This is a genomic window from Mesorhizobium sp. WSM4816 (assembly GCF_055811535.1).
Window position 1 is genome coordinate 1 of sequence record NZ_JBVVQR010000003.1, and the last position, 15,138, is coordinate 15,138.

The following is a 15,138-nucleotide window of genomic DNA, read 5'->3' on the forward strand; positions in this document are numbered from 1 at the left end:
GGCCGGCCGGCGGGGATTCTGGGCGTGGGCGGTTGGGAGCTGGTGCCTCTTGGCGTCCAGCCGCTCCAGCATGCAACTGACCATTGCTTGGCATCAGGCCATCGCCTCCTGACAGTCGAAGCTGGGCGAAATCGCGGGCCAAACTTGCATGGCGTAGAGACCCTGCACATGGCCAAGTACCCGAACTCGCCGCCAGGCAATTAGTCGTGCAGATGCAACTCAGAACTTGCGGCTCAAATGCGACGAGCCTGCCAGCCCGAACCGCCACTCGACATCCACAGCCTTGGAGATGCCGATCCGGCGTCCCGTCAAGATGGAGCTGGCTCTGTCCGACGATAGCTTGAACTGGAACGGGAGCTCGTCCAATGGCAGCCCGTCATATGATGCATCGACAGCAAGCGCCCGGCAAAGGCGACCGGGTCCCGAACAAAGAAATCGAAGGTCATCAACGCCGCGATTGGCCCGCATCAGGTCGAGCTTTGATTGCGGTTCGATCGCGCGCACAAGGACAGCACTACCGGGAAGGCAGACGGCATTCAGGCACCAATGCAGACCATAGGAGCGATAGACGTATGCGCTCCCTGGGGCGCCGAACATTGCGCTGTTTCGCGAAGTCCGCCCACAAAAACTGTGTGAGGCTGGGTCATCGGCGCGATAGGCTTCCGTTTCGACGACGATCCCGCCCACGCCGTGCACAAGAAGCGTCGCGCCAATAATATCGCGAGCGACAACGCAGGCGTCCCGGGCAAAGAACTGACGGTTCGTGATCAACGCCTGCACCAGATCACGACCGCGCCGAAACGTGGGGCCATCAAAAACGTTCCCGCTCTGGCTGCAAAAGGCCAATCCACCAAGGCCAAACTCGCGATCATCAGCATCGCGGCGCTTCCTGCTGAACTCGGATAGGTCTGATCGCCAATGTATGCGGGTCGATTGGTTATTCAACAGCGCCTAGAGACCCAGAAGACCGTGCCTGGCGCGTTTGCGATACCGCCTGGGTTAGGTGGCCCGGAGAAACTCTTCGTGCGCTGCTCAGGAGCAATACCACGAGGGAACGTGACAGGCTCTGCGATCGTTGAAGGCTTTTGATCGAGCCATATCATGCCATCGACCTCGATACGAAAAATGGCCTACGATCCCGACAGCAGAATCCTCTCGGTGTGGTTCGTCGCCAGCGACAAGCGTTACGAGTTTGAGGAAGTGCCGCCGGCGACCTTCGCCGCGTTCAAAGCCGCCTTTGCGAAAGGCCGCTTTTTTAACGAGCACATCCGCAATCGCTTCCGGTACCGTCAGGTTGCGGCCGGCAACGATGCAAGCTGTTGAACATTCCAACGGCCGATTGGTGGACGCAGCGCAGCCGGCGCGCGTAGGATTTTCTTACGATCCCCGCCCACGCTGCAAGAAGTCGTAGTAGGCACGCTGCACCTGGCGCCATCCAATCAGCCGCGGTCCTTGGTCCAATCGAATCGACGGCCGATGTGCAAAGGTCGAGCGTGGAATAGCTGTGCGGTTTGGGGGTGCGGGATTTTAGGCGCTTGATTGCTTGCTCACGTATCGTCTGCGGCAATGCGATCCAACAGCTTACGGGATGCCAGTATCAGGCGGCAGGACCATATTCCTATTGGCTCAGCAAGGGGCGACTGAGAATTTTCCCCAAGGCTAGTTCTCTGCCTCAAGCGATTTTCGCGCAACTGAGCGCAGCGCGCATCTCTGCTACTTTTTTCTGTCGCCGATCTTGTCCGGTCTGGACAGTATATGACGCGACGCTAATTTGATGCCGATGGCACCTTTTCTGTTGAGCCTCGTTTCGATTTTATTTTGCTGCACGCATCTCCAAGCGCAAGCGTGGCAGCTTTTTGGCGTCAGGCAGTTTGGCTTCATATTCGATGTTCCCCCTGGCTTTGTCCTGACACAGCGTTCGGACCAGGGCGCGGAATTTCGGGGCGAAAACGATGCCGTTCTTACCGTGTGGGGCGCAAGGCTCGGCGAGCACAGTTTTCGCGCCGAGATCGAGCACCGCATGGTCGAGGATGAAAAGGAGGGCTGGAAACTGACTTATAGGCGCGTCACGCCCAGACGGGCCAGCTACTCGGGTATCAAGAACGAACAGATCCGATATGTCCGCGCCATTGCGGTCTGCAACGACCGTGCCGCGCTCTTTGTCATAAATTACAGCAGCGATGAAAAAATCCCGTACGATCCGATTGTGGTGCGAATGGTGCGATCACTGAAGGCGGAAGGTTGCTGAGAACCGTTAAACAGTCCATCCATTTCAAACCCGTCGTGGCGCTTTCCGCCGTTGCTTCGAAGACTGATCGTCAGCCGGTCCAACGCCATCCTTCTTCACAATCATTCCTGACTACGAAGGCCCGCAGCGGGCGCGCAATCGCGATTAGAAGCCAACCTTCTACCAGAGTTGGGCGCGGGCGGTAGTAGCGAAAAGTCCTAAGCGCTGCCGTCCGTCTCGCTTTCCTCATCGATCCTCCGGACCGGCAGATAGGTGTTCGCTTCCAGCCATTCGCGCAACACGATCAGAACGAGTTCCGACCGGCCAGACACCCCGGCACGCCGTCAGTCGCACGCGGCGGGCGGTTTGCTCCAGTCCGGAAATTCCGATTTGGAGGCCGCCATTGCATAGCTGCTGCGGTCAGGCTTGCCTTCACAACCCTCGCCCAGGCCAGGCCGGACACCCGCGCCATGACCTGCCAACAGACGCAGGCGCTGATCCAGAGCCATGGCTCGGCGGTGCTGACCACCGGCCCGAACACCTATGCCCTCTACGTCCGCCGGTATAGCAATGCGTGCGACTGGTCGGAAACCCCAGCGGTAGGGTTTGTGCCGACGCTCGATGGCCAGTGCTTGGTTCATCGATGCAGAGAGCCGCTCTACACTCCTCCCGGCTGACGGTGACGAGCATAGCTATTCTGCTGCGCCTTTCGGCAGGAAGCCCCTTAGCTTCAAGGTCGTCCAGTGAGTTTCTCGACATAGGCAGCGACCATGCGCCTGTCTGCCTTTGGGTCCTTGGAACGGAGTCGCATCATCGGCGTTACCGGCCAGCCAAACGCTGCCAACGATAGGAGGAACGCGCGTGATCGAGTTGACCGAGACGGAAAAGCGCTTTCTCAAGCGCGTTGATACCATCACTCACGTTCCCTGGTCGAACAAAGTCACAGCCGCAGATGCCAAAGGCAAGCCCATGCGTATCGCAAGGGCAACGTTTGTCCGATTAAGAGACGACGGCATCATCATCCGATCTACTAGCGACCTGACCTCGAACACCTACGTCATTAACCCTGCACCCGTGACGCCACAAGTGGAGGAAGTGCAGGAAGCGTCCTGATCGGGCGGGCACGGGCGGCGCGTCAATCCTTCTTCAGCCGCTGCCGGCCGCTTCCGCCGAATACCTTGCCGCGCTCGAGGAAATCGCGTGGATCGCTGCGGAATGGAAACACCGCTGGCCGCTCGCGCCCGACGAAATCACCTCCGCGCGGGGACTACATAGATGGCGAGCGTGATATCTCCGGGCGGTTCCTTAAACGCCCAGGAGAAGAGCACGTCCGTTGTGTCCGTGATATCCGAAACCTCGCCGCCATAGTGGCCTGGGACCGCCCGCTGCGAAGCAACGCGAGTGAGGCTATGCGAGCTAGGCGAGCGGCCTGGCTCGCAAGAGCAAAGAGAGAGCTCAAGATTGGCAAGCTCTATCAGGTTCAAACCGCCCGCCTTCGCAAGACTTCAGGGATGGACCAGGCGAAGGCGAGGGCGGCGGCTGCGAAGAAGTCACTTTCAGATCTGGTGACCGCTATCATGGAGCAGCCCGGAACGACCATGGAGGGGATGCTGATCAAGGCGCAGGCGGTCACCACCTTCAATAAGTCGATTGCGAGCAAGTTCTACTTGGACGGCGAGCGTTGGGCTGAACAGTTGGCAGCGTCGGTTCTCCAGTTGGCTTCCACAGGGGACGCATCAGCATGAGCGCCGGCATCAAGACGAAGGCGCTGGCTGCATTTGTGCAACAGTGCCTTGATCCGCTGCCCGATGCCGTCCTCATCGACACGCACCACAACCAGCTCATGCGTCAGGCGCGCCGCCTCCCTTGGCGCAAGGCTGATGCTGTCACCAGCCTGACAAGAGCGGAAACGGATTACTGGTGCGCGAAAAGCATTCACGCGATGTACGTCCTAGAGGACGAAAATCGATCTAGCGTCTATTCTCACAAACGGACGCTCAGCGTCGAAAGGAGCCGGCAAGCTGTGGCGGATCAAATCCGAGTTCCAGCACCCGATCTCCTGGCGGTCCAGTCGAAGCGAGAAGCCGCAAAGGACCGCTATCTGCCGATCGGCGAGGACGAAGTCGCCAAGCTCATCGCGGCGGACGAGGCGTTTCTTGCAGCGCATCCGATCACGAAGCAACCCCGTAGAAAGAGCGACCATCACTGAACCGGACAAAAACTATCATAGCCCGCTGCCTCACGGTGGCGGGCTTTTCTTTGCGTGAACCTCCAATTAGGATTGACACCTAGCGGCATTTCTCCCTCGCCCCGTCATGACCGAACCGTAACCTCGACCGGCAAGGGGGAGCGCTGGTTTTGCAGCGAGGCAGAAGCCCGAGCGGCCGGCTGGCGAAAAGCGCGACGGTGGCGTTCGCCTTGCTCCTGTCCCGCAGCTATTGCGCGACTTTGGTTCCGTTGACGCCCGGCAATCATGGAAGGCCGAGGGGCGAGTGATCGAGTTCCGGTTCCCATAGCACACTAGCCCAGCACTAAGCCTGCAATCAAAACGGCAAATCCGATAGAAAGCGGGACCGCCAAAAGCCAGCCCGCCTCCAAAACGCTATTTTCTTGCCGATCCATAACAGTCTCCTCTTTGATGCTGCCCCTGATTACGAAAGCCATTGGGAGCGGTTCGGTTCCGACGATTTTGCCAAGGACCCGGGGAGATGGCACCACCGGGTGCTCGCGTTCGTCCTCACCATTCGCGTGTTCGGCATCGCATCGCGTCGCGTCAGGTCGACGCTGTTCGAACCGCTCGCGCGGTGATAAGCGGTTGAGGATCTGAGTCCTGCTTAAAGGTACCGCAATTGCTCATCGCGTTCGCCATATCTGTAGGTCTCGCACTGGTAACGGTTCTGATGCACTATGAAGTGCTAAATATCGCCGGAACGATGAGGCGTCGTTTTTCACTTCCGATGCGGGTTGATCTGCTGCTCTTGGTCGTCGCAGCAATCATTGCTCACGTGGTGGGGATCTGTCTTTTCGCGCTCGCCTACGCCTGGATGCACCACCATCCAGACCTTGGAGGTCTCGCAGGCTTGTTTTCCGGAAGCGCAGCGGATTTCTTCTATTTCTCGGTTACCTGCTACACGACGATCGGCTTTGGCGAAGTCTATGCCACTGGGCCGATGCGAATCGTTGCTGCCTTGGAGGGTCTCAACGGACTCGTCCTGATCGCTTGGTCAGCATCGTTCGCATACGCATCGACTTCGGATCTGTGGAAGCGGAAGCAAGACTGACGCGCGTTGCAGAGGTCGTGTTCCTTCGTCATAGCTGTTCGCGCCGAAAGGTGCGGCGGGCTTTTTCGTTCGGGCGCCAAGGAGCTTGTAACCGTTTACCTGAATGTTCCCCATAGGGGCTTATTCAAAATTTCGCCACTGCACCGCTATCAGAACGGCCCGTTGCTATAGCGTGGTAATCGAGGCCATTACCAATGGCTTAGCCCATTTTAAATAACGGGGTTCCCAGTTAATCCACTGCCGCTGATAAACAGCAGGGAAACAGCGAGCAGCCTGCGGCCCAGACCCTTTTGAACCTTTTGAGTGTTCCCTGTAGGGCGCCCATAGAAAATTTCGGCCAGCTGATAGGCGATGCCTCTCTGGTGCGGCTTACGGCGCTCTAGGCACCTCAAAGTGGTCCCGTCGCCATCGCGATCCAGCTTGGAAATGTGCGGAACCGTACGAAGCGGATTGCACGGCAACCAACGCGGTGGCCGGGCATTAATTTAGCAAAGCATCAAATAGGAAAGCATCGGGAGGAAGACCATGCTGCACCTTAACATGCCTGGCGAATTTGAGGTCGGCGATGAGGTTGCGCTAGCAGGTACCGTCATCTCCATTCTCCCTAGCGGCCGAGCTAGAGTGAGCATTCCATCCTATGACCATCCTTACACGCTAGAGCCGCCACCCAAAGCACGGGCCGGCGACCGAGTAGTTCTTGTTGGGGACGTCACCCGCATCGATCGCGGAGCAGACAAACTCACCGTGCGGATTGACTGCGGCGGCGTGATTACGGTCGACAGGTCGGCAATCACTCGGCTGAGGAAGCACCGCCGGGCTTCAGCCGGTTGACGCTACGGCGACACAACGGCCTGCGCTCGTCGGCATACGGAACATGCAAGCGTATCGTGCCTCAAGCCAATCTAACTTCGTGGGACCTAGGCCCGCGCTAAAAAGTCCGAACATTTCCCATCCCCTCGCCTTTCGGCAAATCTGGCGGAAAACGGAGACTAGGCAAATTTTGCGACCCCCAAAAAGCGCCTCGGGGTGCCCCGGCGGTGCCCCGAACGATTTCAGGGCAACAGGCCCCCGAGGGGGAGAATGCTAATCAACTGAAATCATTATAGAACTTTTGGTGGAGCCAATCGGAATCGAACCGACGACCTCTTGAATGCCATTCAAGCGCTCTCCCAACTGAGCTATGGCCCCACTCCGGCAGTCAACCGGCGCCGTTGCCGGCGAAGAGATCCGGCGCGGGTTGAGACCGCGCCGTTAGTGCAGGCGGCTTCTAACCCCGCCTTCCGTCAATATCAAGCCTTTAAGAGCCGCTTTTTATCAAGAACCCGCGAAAGTCGGCGGGCGCTGTGTGAGAGGCCGGATCAGACTTCGTCGTCGTCGTCGCCGACGCCGATCATGTCGGCGACATCGTCGTCCTCTTCCTCTTCGTCGGCGAGGAAGGTATCGTCGTCGTCGCCGAGGTCCACATCGTCCTCGTCATCGCCGAGATCGGGAAGATCGTCGGGCTTCGCATCCTCGTCGGCCTCTTCGAGCGAGACGACCTCGACGCCCTCTTCCTCCTCGGCGTCGACTTCCTTCTCGGCAACTTCCTCTTCCTCCTCAAGGGCGGCAATCTTGCCTTCCTCGAAATAAGAGCGGGGATAATTCTTGCCGGTATAGGGCGAGACGATCGGATCCTTGTTCAGATCGTAGAATTTTTGACCCGTCTCGGGGTCGATGCGTTTGGTGCCAAGTTCGGGTTTTGCCACAGCAAGCCTCGTCGATGAAAGTTTGGTCCCCATAACCACAGTTTACGGCGCTGTCAAAGCCTAAAGCCAGCGTCACAAATCCCCGCGTTGAGCGACCTCTTGCAAGGGGATGACCATTTCCGCCCGCCGTGATACGAGACCGCGCAAACCAGAAGAAAAAGGCCGGCCACCGGCGTTTTTCACCCAAGGAAAACCCATGTCGCATACTGCCGCCCCGAAACCGGCCACCGCCCGTAAATCGCCAGCGCTTTCAGGCACAGCACGGGTGCCCGGCGACAAGTCGATCTCGCACCGCTCGTTCATGTTCGGCGGCCTCGCCTCCGGCGAAACCCGCATCACCGGCCTGCTGGAAGGCGAGGACGTGATGCGCACGGGCGCCGCGATGAAGGCAATGGGCACGCATATAGAGAAGCGCGGCGCTGAATGGGTGATCCGCGGCACCGGCAACGGCGCGCTGCTGCAGCCGGAAGGCCCGCTCGATTTCGGCAACGCCGGCACCGGCTCGCGCCTCACCATGGGCCTGGTCGGCACCTACGACATGGAGACGACCTTCATCGGCGACGCCTCGCTGTCCGGCCGGCCGATGGGTCGCGTGCTGGAGCCGCTGCGCCAGATGGGCGTGCAGGTGCTGAAGGCGACGCCCGGCGACCGCATGCCGATCACGCTGCGCGGCCCCAAACACGCCGCGCCGATCACCTACCGCGTGCCGATGGCCTCGGCCCAGGTGAAGTCGGCGGTGCTGCTCGCCGGGCTGAACACGCCCGGCATCACCACCGTCATCGAGCCGGTGATGACGCGCGACCACACCGAGAAGATGCTGAAGGGATTCGGCGCCAATCTGTCGGTCGAGACCGACGAGCGCGGTGTGCGCCACATCTTCATCGAGGGCCAGGGCAAGCTCACCGGCCAGACGATCGCTGTGCCGGGCGACCCGTCATCGGCCGGATTCCCGCTGGTGGCGGCGCTGATCGTGCCGGGCTCGGACATTACAATCGAAAACGTGCTGATGAACCCGACCCGCACCGGTCTTTTGTTGACGCTACAGGAAATGGGCGCCCGGATCGACGTTCTCGAGCCGCGCAATGAAGGCGGCGAGGATGTCGCCGATCTGCGGGTGCGCTACTCCGAGCTGAAAGGCGTCACCGTGCCGCCCGAACGGGCGCCGACGATGATCGATGAATATCCGGTGCTTGCTGTCGCGGCGAGCTTTGCCGAGGGCGAGACGCTGATGCAGGGACTGGAAGAGCTGCGGGTGAAGGAATCGGACCGGCTGTCGGCGGTCGCCGAAGGGCTGAAGCTCAATGGCGTCGACTGTACCGAGGGCGAAGCCACACTGGCCGTGCGTGGAAAACCCGGCGGCAAGGGGCTTGGCCAACATCCGAACGGAAAGAGCACCATCGTCCAGACCCATCTCGACCACCGCATTGCCATGAGCTTTCTCGTCATGGGACTGGCAACGGAAAAGCCTGTCACCATCGACGACCAGGCGATGATCGCGACCAGCTTTCCGGAGTTCATGGGGCTTATGAAGGGCCTGGGGGCGGAGATTGATTGATGCTGCGAGACTGGCCAGTGTTAGCGGGCTGTCTTGGGGCCGCGTTGGTCCCTTATCTGATCGAAGGCGTCGTTTTCAAAAAGCGTGTCGGCATTTTTGCTGTTCTTTTTTGGCTTTTGGCCCTGCAATTTTTGACCATGTACCTGTTCGCCTATGCAGGCGAGTTTCTAGAAAATAACGACTGGGTCTTTCTTGCAGTAATTTTCAAAGCGTTTGGAGCAATGGCCTTTATGACAATTGGCGTAATACCTTTCATTGCGTTGCCATTATCGGTTTTGATCGCCTTGGCGGTACTGGCGTTCCGTCTGTTTAGGCAAGCTAGATGAGTCCAACCTTCACCATCGCCATCGACGGCCCAGCAGGCGCGGGCAAAGGCACCCTTGCCCGCCGACTGGCCGACCATTACCGGCTGAACCTGCTCGACACCGGCCTCACCTATCGCGCGGTGGCGCATGCGCTGCTTCGGCTCGGCCTGCCGCTCGACAATGTCTCGGCCGCCGAGACCGCTGCCCGGCAGGTCGACCTGGCCAAGCTCGACCGGTCGGTGCTGACGGCGCATGCGGTCGGCGAAGCGGCTTCGAAAGTGGCTGTCATCCCTTCGGTGCGGCGCATACTGGTCGAAAAGCAGCGCGAATTCGCCAAGGCGCCGCCGGGCGCCGTGCTTGACGGCCGCGACATCGGCACCGTGGTCTGTCCCGACGCCGACATAAAACTCTATGTGACGGCGAGCGCCGAGGTGCGGGCACAACGCAGGCTGGCCGAGATCGAGAGCATCGGCGGCACCGCCGATTTCGACGATATCCTCGCCGATATCCTGCGCCGCGACGAGCGCGACATGGGTCGCGCCGACTCGCCGCTGAAGCCGGCCGCCGACGCGCACTTGCTCGACACGTCGGAAATGGCTATAGAGGCCGCGTTCCTGGCGGCCAAGGCGATCATCGACGACGTTCTGGCCAAGAGAAACAAAGCCTGAGCCGGGTTTCCTGCCGTTGCCGATTGCCGGCGGCGAAAAGATACCCATATCGGGCACGAACCAGCCTGCCAGCATTCTTCATGCGCCGGAATTGCCGCTTAGGCGGCCAAGGGCTTTTTTGAGGCCCGGAACGCCGGCAGGCCAACGCAACGCTAACCCACGGCGCCCGCCCCGCTTGAGATGCGGGGCATTCCAGGAGAAACTATGTCAGTTGCAAATCCCACTCGCGATGATTTCGCGAGCCTGCTCGAAGAATCTTTTTCCGCCGGCCATTCCGGCGAAGGCCAAGTCGTCAAGGGCACGATCACTGCGATCGAAAAGGACATGGCAATCATCGACGTCGGCCTCAAGGTCGAAGGTCGCGTGCCGCTGAAGGAATTCGGCGTCAAGGGCAAGGATTCGACGCTTAAGGTCGGCGACACGGTCGAGGTCTATGTCGAGCGCATCGAGAACGCGCTTGGCGAAGCGATGCTGTCGCGTGAGAAGGCCCGCCGCGAAGAGAGCTGGGTCCGTCTCGAAGAGAAGTTCACCAAGGGCGAGCGCGTCGAAGGCGTCATCTTCAACCAGGTCAAGGGCGGCTTCACCGTCGATCTCGACGGCGCCGTGGCCTTCTTGCCGCGCAGCCAGGTCGACATCCGTCCGATCCGCGACGTCTCGCCGCTGATGCACAATCCGCAGCCTTTCGAGATCCTCAAGATGGATCGCCGCCGCGGCAACATCGTGGTGTCGCGCCGCACCGTGCTCGAGGAGAGCCGCGCCGAACAGCGTTCGGAAATCGTGCAGAACCTCGAAGAGGGCCAGGTGGTCGAGGGCGTCGTCAAGAACATCACCGACTATGGTGCGTTCGTCGACCTCGGCGGCATCGACGGCCTGTTGCATGTCACCGATATGGCATGGCGCCGCGTCAACCATCCGACCGAAATCCTCAACATCGGCCAGACGGTCAAGGTGCAGATCATCCGCATCAACCAGGAAACCCACCGCATCTCGCTCGGCATGAAGCAGCTCGAGAGCGATCCGTGGTCCGAGATCGGAACGAAATTCCCGATCGGCAAGAAGATCAAGGGCACCGTCACCAACATCACCGACTACGGCGCATTCGTCGAACTGGAGCCGGGCATCGAGGGTCTCATCCACGTTTCGGAAATGTCGTGGACGAAGAAGAATGTACATCCCGGCAAGATCCTGTCGACGACGCAGGAAGTCGACGTGGTGGTGCTCGAGGTCGATCCGGCCAAGCGCCGCATCTCGCTCGGCCTCAAGCAGACGCTCGAGAACCCGTGGCAGGCTTTCGCCAGCAGCCATCCGGTCGGCAGCCAGGTCGAGGGCGAGGTCAAGAACAAGACCGAGTTCGGCCTGTTCATCGGCCTCGAAGGCGATGTCGACGGCATGGTCCATCTTTCCGACCTCGACTGGACGCGTCCGGGCGAGCAGGTGATCGAGGAGTACAATCGCGGCGACATCGTCAAGGCGCAGGTGCTCGACGTCGACATCGACAAGGAGCGCATCTCGCTCGGCATCAAGCAGCTGGCCAAGGATACGGCCGGCGAGGCGGCGACCTCGGGCGAACTGCGCAAGAACGCGGTCGTCACCTGCGAGGTCACCGGCGTCAAGGATGGCGGCCTGGAAGTGCGGCTGGTCGACAGCGGCATCGAGACCTTCATCAAGCGCTCCGACCTCAGCCGTGACCGCGACGAGCAGCGCCCCGAGCGCTTCACGGTCGGCCAGAAGGTCGATGCCCGCGTCATCGCCTTCGACAAGAAGACCCGCAAGCTGCAGGTCTCGATCAAGGCGCTGGAAATCGCCGAAGAGAAGGAAGCGGTCGCCCAGTACGGCTCGACCGACTCCGGCGCTTCGCTGGGCGACATCCTGGGCGCCGCGCTGAAGAAGCAGGGTAGCTAGGTCCACTAACGCCGCGTCTCGCGCGGCCTGTTAAAAAACCCCGCCGGAGCGATCCGGCGGGGTTTTGTTTGACCATGGTCAGAGCATCGTAACCCCAAACCTGGCAAACCGGTTTTGGGAGATCCGCGCTCAAACAAAGAGATATATCAGGCCCTGCCGTAAAGCGGCACCAGTGTGCCGCTCATCGCCAGATTGGCCGGCGAAGCGAGGTAGGCGATCGCTTCCGCTGCCGCTTCGAGGCTGACCCATTTGCCGAAATCGGCGGCCGGCATGTCAGCCCGGTTGGCCGGCGTATCGAGGGTCGAGGGCGCGACCGCATTGACCAGGATGCCCTTGCCCTTGAGTTCTTCCGCCATCGCCACCGTCATTGCCGCGACCGCTGCCTTGCTGGCGGCATAGGCGATCATGCCGGAACCGCGCCGCAGGTCGAGCCCGGCACGCGCCGAGATATTGACGATGCGGCCCGACACGGAAGATTCCAGCATTGAGCGGATCGCCGCGCGGCAGCACAGGAAGGTGGTGCGGGCGTTGGTGTCCATCATTTCGGCAAAAGACGCGGGCTCGATCTTCTCGACCGGCGCGGCGGTGAAGCCGCCGGCCAGATGGATGGATGCCCACAAATCCGTAACACTGGCGAAGAACGCATCGACCTTGGCGGGATCGGCGAGATCGACATTGTGCGCCAGCCTGACACGCTCATGTGCCGGGAAGGGAAAATGCGCGGGCGCGGCGGCATGGGCGTTCGGCACATGGCAGATCGCGCCCTGCTCCAGCAGTTTGCCGACAACCGTGCCACCGAGCGCTCCGGTGCCGCCGGTCACCACAACATGCCTGCCGTCCAGTGTATCCGTCATCTACGACCGCTCCTGTCACTCTTATGCCGCACCGCCGCCGAAGGTCGCGCCTTTCGCGCAATCACTCAACCGAAATCTTGATGACGCAGCGCCGCTTGTGCGCGTCAGAACGTCGGCCATCCGACGCGGATCGCGTTCCCAGGCAGACGCTGCCACAGCACTCAATCGATGGTGATCTCGATGACATACGGCAGTTGGGTCGCCCGCGCGCGCTTGAGTGCGTCTGCCAGATGACCGATGCCGGCGAGCCGCTCGGCGGCAATGCCATAGGCCTCGGCCAACTTGCAGAAATCAGGCGGCGCCGGCGAGACGCCGACCGGCTCGACGCCGACATCGAGCATCGAGGTTTCGATTTCGCGATAGCCGAGATTGTTCCAGACGACGAAGATCACCGGCGCCGCAGCGTCGAGCGCGGCGCCCAGTTCCGGCAGCGTGAACTGGAAACCACCGTCGCCGGTGAGACAAACGACCGGCGCATCAGGCACGGCAAGGGCTGCGCCGATCGCCGCCGGCGGACCATAGCCCAGCGCGCCGAAGCCGGTGGCGGCGTTGAACCAGCCGCCCGGACGGTCGTGATCGTAATAGAGGTTGGCGGCATAGACCGGCTGGGTCGAATCGCCGACGATGATCGAACCCGGCAATGCATCGCGGATCATCTCGACGGCGCGGGTTTGCGCCTGGAGGGCCGGGGCCATTTCGGCAAAGGCTGCTTGCCTTGTCGCAGCGGCGCGAGACTGGCCGTCGCCCGATGGCGGCTGGTCCGTACCAATCTCGACAACCAGCGCCTCGAGTGCTGCGCCGCAATCGGCATGGATCGAAATCCGGGCGGGCCGGCGGGCAAGCTGGTCGGCGCCGATGTCGATGCGGATCAGATTGGACGGCAGGACAAAGCCACCGTCGCCATATCCGTCGTAGTCGGTCGGGCCGAATTCGGTGCCGGCGGCAATGACCAGATCGGCCTCGGCCATCAATGCACGCACCGCCTTCAGACTGGGGCTGGCCGGCACGCCGAGCGGATGGCGGTGCAGCAGGCCGCGGGCATTGGCCGTCTGGACAACCGGCGCTCCCAGCCTTTCGGCAAGGCGCTGCAACGGCGCTTCGGCTCTCTTGGCGCCGCCGCCGGCAAGGACCAGCGGGCGGCGGGCAGCCGCGCAAAGTTTTGCCGCCTCTGCTATATCAGCCGGATTCGGCTCGGGCGGCGCGACATTCGTCAGCAAAGCGGCGATGCCGCCGGCCGGCTTGACCATGATATCGGTCGGGATCTCGATGTGCACCGGGCCCGGACGCGACGACGAAAACAGGGCGAAGGCGCGGGCAAGAACGCCCGGCAGTTCTTCGGCGTCGGTGACACGGTGCGAAAACAGCGCGACCTTTTCCATCATGCCGCGCTGGTCGGGCAGTTCGTGCAGATGGCCAAGGCCTTTGCCCAGTGTCGGCGTGGCGTTGACGCCCGAGATCACCAGCATCGGAACCGAATCGGCACGGGCCTGGCCCATGGCGGTGATGGTGTTGGTCAGCCCCGGTCCGGTGATGACGAAGGCGATGCCGGGCCTGCCGCCGGCGCGCGCATAGCCGTCGGCCATGAACCCGGCGCCCTGTTCATGACGCGGGGTGACGTGGCGAATCTTCGAGCGCGCCAAGCCGCGATAGAGTTCGACCGTATGCACACCCGGAATGCCGAAGACCGTATCGACATCATGGGCTTCGAGCAAAGTGATGAGCGCTTCGCCGACTGTCGTCATTGCCTGAGCACCGGACGTGTGAGGCAGGTCGGTCCGCCCTCGCAGGCGATGCACAGTGCGTCCGCCTCGAAGGTTGAAACCCTGCAGCCGGCGGCCGCCATGGCCGCCGCCGTCTTCGGGAAGCCGGCAACGGCGATCACCTCGCGCGGCGCGGTCGGCAGCACATTCAGGCTGAGGCCGTTGGAGGCGAAGAACTCCCCGGCGTCGCCTTCGACCAGGCGAATGCCTCGCGCCCGCAGCATCTGGTAGAAGGCAGCCGGCAAAAGCGGTGCATAGACCAGCGCCAGATCGTCGGCGAGCGGACTGATCACCGACATCAGATGCAGGCAGGCGTCCTCGCCATGCCAGAGCGGCAGGTCGTAGCCATAGACCTGAATACCCTTGGGGGTGAGCAGGTTGGCGAGTTGCTGGATGCCGTCCTGGTTGGTGCGCACACCGCGGCCGACGGCCAGGGTCCCTGAATCCACCCAGACGCAATCACCGCCCTCGACCTGTCCGGGAGGCTCGATGCGGCCGAGGATTGGTACGCCCATGCGCTTGTAGGCCGCCTCGTGCAGGCCGGGCTCGGCACGGCGCAGCGCCTTGCCCATGGCGAGGATGATGGCGCCGTGGTCGGTCATCAACGATGGATCATGCGTGAAGACCGAATCGGCAAGCCCGTCATCGGCGTCGGTCAGCCATTCGATCGCGGCGCCGGACGCAAGAACCAGCGTCGTCAGCGCCTCATGCTGGGCGGCGGCCTTTTGCGGATCGAAGCCCGCACCATAGTGCCATTCCGATGCTTTGGCGCGGGCCATAGCGCTTGCGGCGGACCGCATCAGCACGCGCTGCAGGGGCCCGGCCATGGACTGCGACCCGT

16 protein-coding genes and 1 tRNA gene are annotated in these 15,138 nt (G+C 61.6%); 11 read left to right on the plus strand and 6 right to left on the minus strand.

The genetic code is table 11. From position 1 onward, the window contains the following. Window positions 1-219 precede the first annotated feature (219 nt). Entirely contained in the window at window positions 220-780 is a 561-nt protein-coding gene (locus AC0L3H_RS04235; protein ID WP_473495453.1) for a DNA-3-methyladenine glycosylase, read from the minus strand. Between the two features lie 321 nt (window positions 781-1,101). Here AC0L3H_RS04235 and AC0L3H_RS04240 point away from each other — a divergent pair, with 321 nt between their 5' ends. The 7 genes from AC0L3H_RS04240 to AC0L3H_RS04270 all read left to right on the plus strand — a co-directional run bounded on the left by AC0L3H_RS04240 (window position 1,102) and on the right by AC0L3H_RS04270 (window position 5,508). Continuing rightward, window positions 1,102-1,323, plus strand: coding sequence for a KTSC domain-containing protein (locus AC0L3H_RS04240; RefSeq protein WP_287055059.1), 222 nt, complete (start codon window positions 1,102-1,104; stop codon window positions 1,321-1,323). Between the two features lie 451 nt (window positions 1,324-1,774). Then, window positions 1,775-2,248, plus strand: coding sequence for a hypothetical protein (locus AC0L3H_RS04245; RefSeq protein WP_473584623.1), 474 nt, complete (start codon window positions 1,775-1,777; stop codon window positions 2,246-2,248). An 840-nt stretch (window positions 2,249-3,088) separates the two neighbouring features. Then, a complete protein-coding gene (locus tag AC0L3H_RS04250) occupies window positions 3,089-3,340 on the plus strand; it encodes a hypothetical protein (RefSeq protein WP_128171165.1) in 252 nt (83 codons plus the stop codon). 398 nt (window positions 3,341-3,738) lie between these two features. After that, window positions 3,739-3,972 carry a hypothetical protein gene (locus AC0L3H_RS04255; protein WP_473584624.1) on the plus strand — a complete coding sequence of 78 codons (234 nt, stop codon included), beginning with the start codon at window positions 3,739-3,741 and terminating at the stop codon, window positions 3,970-3,972. Continuing rightward, window positions 3,969-4,436 (plus strand): hypothetical protein, encoded by a 468-nt coding sequence (locus AC0L3H_RS04260; RefSeq protein ID WP_473584625.1) that lies wholly within the window; start codon window positions 3,969-3,971, stop codon window positions 4,434-4,436. The genes AC0L3H_RS04255 and AC0L3H_RS04260 overlap by 4 nt, the downstream gene beginning before the upstream one ends. Before the next feature lie 401 nt (window positions 4,437-4,837). Then, complete coding sequence (locus AC0L3H_RS04265; protein WP_139172573.1) at window positions 4,838-5,035, plus strand: hypothetical protein; 198 nt, start codon at window positions 4,838-4,840, stop codon at window positions 5,033-5,035. 41 nt (window positions 5,036-5,076) lie between these two features. Then, the gene (locus tag AC0L3H_RS04270; protein ID WP_287051658.1) at window positions 5,077-5,508 is read left to right on the plus strand and encodes a potassium channel family protein; all 432 of its coding nucleotides are present in this window, start codon (window positions 5,077-5,079) and stop codon (window positions 5,506-5,508) included. Window positions 5,509-6,620: 1,112 nt separating this feature from the next. Here the strand turns inward: AC0L3H_RS04270 and AC0L3H_RS04275 are convergent. Both AC0L3H_RS04275 and AC0L3H_RS04280 read right to left on the minus strand, forming a co-directional pair. Beyond that, a tRNA-Ala gene (locus AC0L3H_RS04275) sits at window positions 6,621-6,696 on the minus strand. Between the two features lie 170 nt (window positions 6,697-6,866). Further along, entirely contained in the window at window positions 6,867-7,253 is a 387-nt protein-coding gene (locus tag AC0L3H_RS04280) for a TIGR02300 family protein (RefSeq protein WP_027151510.1), read from the minus strand. A 196-nt stretch (window positions 7,254-7,449) separates the two neighbouring features. On the opposite strand from AC0L3H_RS04280, the gene aroA reads away from it, so the two are divergent. The 4 genes from aroA to rpsA all read left to right on the plus strand — a co-directional run bounded on the left by aroA (window position 7,450) and on the right by rpsA (window position 11,683). Beyond that, the gene (gene aroA, locus AC0L3H_RS04285) at window positions 7,450-8,808 is read left to right on the plus strand and encodes a 3-phosphoshikimate 1-carboxyvinyltransferase (protein WP_473584626.1); all 1,359 of its coding nucleotides are present in this window, start codon (window positions 7,450-7,452) and stop codon (window positions 8,806-8,808) included. Next, window positions 8,808-9,134, plus strand: coding sequence for a hypothetical protein (locus tag AC0L3H_RS04290; protein ID WP_473584627.1), 327 nt, complete (start codon window positions 8,808-8,810; stop codon window positions 9,132-9,134). The genes aroA and AC0L3H_RS04290 overlap by 1 nt, the downstream gene beginning before the upstream one ends. Next, window positions 9,131-9,781: a (d)CMP kinase gene (cmk, locus tag AC0L3H_RS04295; RefSeq protein WP_287344923.1), complete on the plus strand. Its 651-nt coding sequence runs from the start codon at window positions 9,131-9,133 to the stop codon at window positions 9,779-9,781. Before AC0L3H_RS04290 ends, cmk begins: the two co-directional genes overlap by 4 nt. Before the next feature lie 204 nt (window positions 9,782-9,985). Next, a complete protein-coding gene (gene rpsA / locus AC0L3H_RS04300; RefSeq protein ID WP_027151507.1) occupies window positions 9,986-11,683 on the plus strand; it encodes a 30S ribosomal protein S1 in 1,698 nt (565 codons plus the stop codon). A gap of 146 nt (window positions 11,684-11,829) precedes the next feature. On the opposite strand, the gene AC0L3H_RS04305 is transcribed toward rpsA, so the two are convergent. The 3 genes from AC0L3H_RS04305 to AC0L3H_RS04315 form a co-directional block, all read right to left on the minus strand. Beyond that, window positions 11,830-12,537 carry an SDR family NAD(P)-dependent oxidoreductase gene (locus tag AC0L3H_RS04305; protein WP_473584629.1) on the minus strand — a complete coding sequence of 236 codons (708 nt, stop codon included), beginning with the start codon at window positions 12,535-12,537 and terminating at the stop codon, window positions 11,830-11,832. A gap of 161 nt (window positions 12,538-12,698) precedes the next feature. Next, window positions 12,699-14,279 carry a 5-guanidino-2-oxopentanoate decarboxylase gene (locus tag AC0L3H_RS04310; protein ID WP_473584630.1) on the minus strand — a complete coding sequence of 527 codons (1,581 nt, stop codon included), beginning with the start codon at window positions 14,277-14,279 and terminating at the stop codon, window positions 12,699-12,701. Then, on the minus strand, window positions 14,276-15,124 hold the full coding sequence (locus AC0L3H_RS04315) for a dimethylarginine dimethylaminohydrolase family protein (protein WP_473584850.1): 849 nt from the start codon (window positions 15,122-15,124) through the stop codon (window positions 14,276-14,278). The genes AC0L3H_RS04310 and AC0L3H_RS04315 overlap by 4 nt, the downstream gene beginning before the upstream one ends. Window positions 15,125-15,138 lie beyond the last annotated feature (14 nt).

Bases quoted from the DNA above. Each gene is read 5' to 3' on its own strand.
- AC0L3H_RS04240 (WP_287055059.1), top strand. From the start codon at position 1,102: ATGCCATCGACCTCGATACGAAAAATGGCCTACGATCCCGACAGCAGA.
- AC0L3H_RS04245 (WP_473584623.1), top strand. From the start codon at position 1,775: ATGCCGATGGCACCTTTTCTGTTGAGCCTCGTTTCGATTTTATTTTGC.
- AC0L3H_RS04255 (WP_473584624.1), top strand. From the start codon at position 3,739: ATGGACCAGGCGAAGGCGAGGGCGGCGGCTGCGAAGAAGTCACTTTCA.
- AC0L3H_RS04260 (WP_473584625.1), top strand. From the start codon at position 3,969: ATGAGCGCCGGCATCAAGACGAAGGCGCTGGCTGCATTTGTGCAACAG.
- aroA (WP_473584626.1), top strand. From the start codon at position 7,450: ATGTCGCATACTGCCGCCCCGAAACCGGCCACCGCCCGTAAATCGCCA.
- AC0L3H_RS04290 (WP_473584627.1), top strand. From the start codon at position 8,808: ATGCTGCGAGACTGGCCAGTGTTAGCGGGCTGTCTTGGGGCCGCGTTG.
- cmk (WP_287344923.1), top strand. From the start codon at position 9,131: ATGAGTCCAACCTTCACCATCGCCATCGACGGCCCAGCAGGCGCGGGC.
- rpsA (WP_027151507.1), top strand. From the start codon at position 9,986: ATGTCAGTTGCAAATCCCACTCGCGATGATTTCGCGAGCCTGCTCGAA.
- AC0L3H_RS04305 (WP_473584629.1), bottom strand. From the start codon at position 12,537: ATGACGGATACACTGGACGGCAGGCATGTTGTGGTGACCGGCGGCACC.
- AC0L3H_RS04310 (WP_473584630.1), bottom strand. From the start codon at position 14,279: ATGACGACAGTCGGCGAAGCGCTCATCACTTTGCTCGAAGCCCATGAT.
- AC0L3H_RS04315 (WP_473584850.1), bottom strand. From the start codon at position 15,124: ATGGCCGGGCCCCTGCAGCGCGTGCTGATGCGGTCCGCCGCAAGCGCT.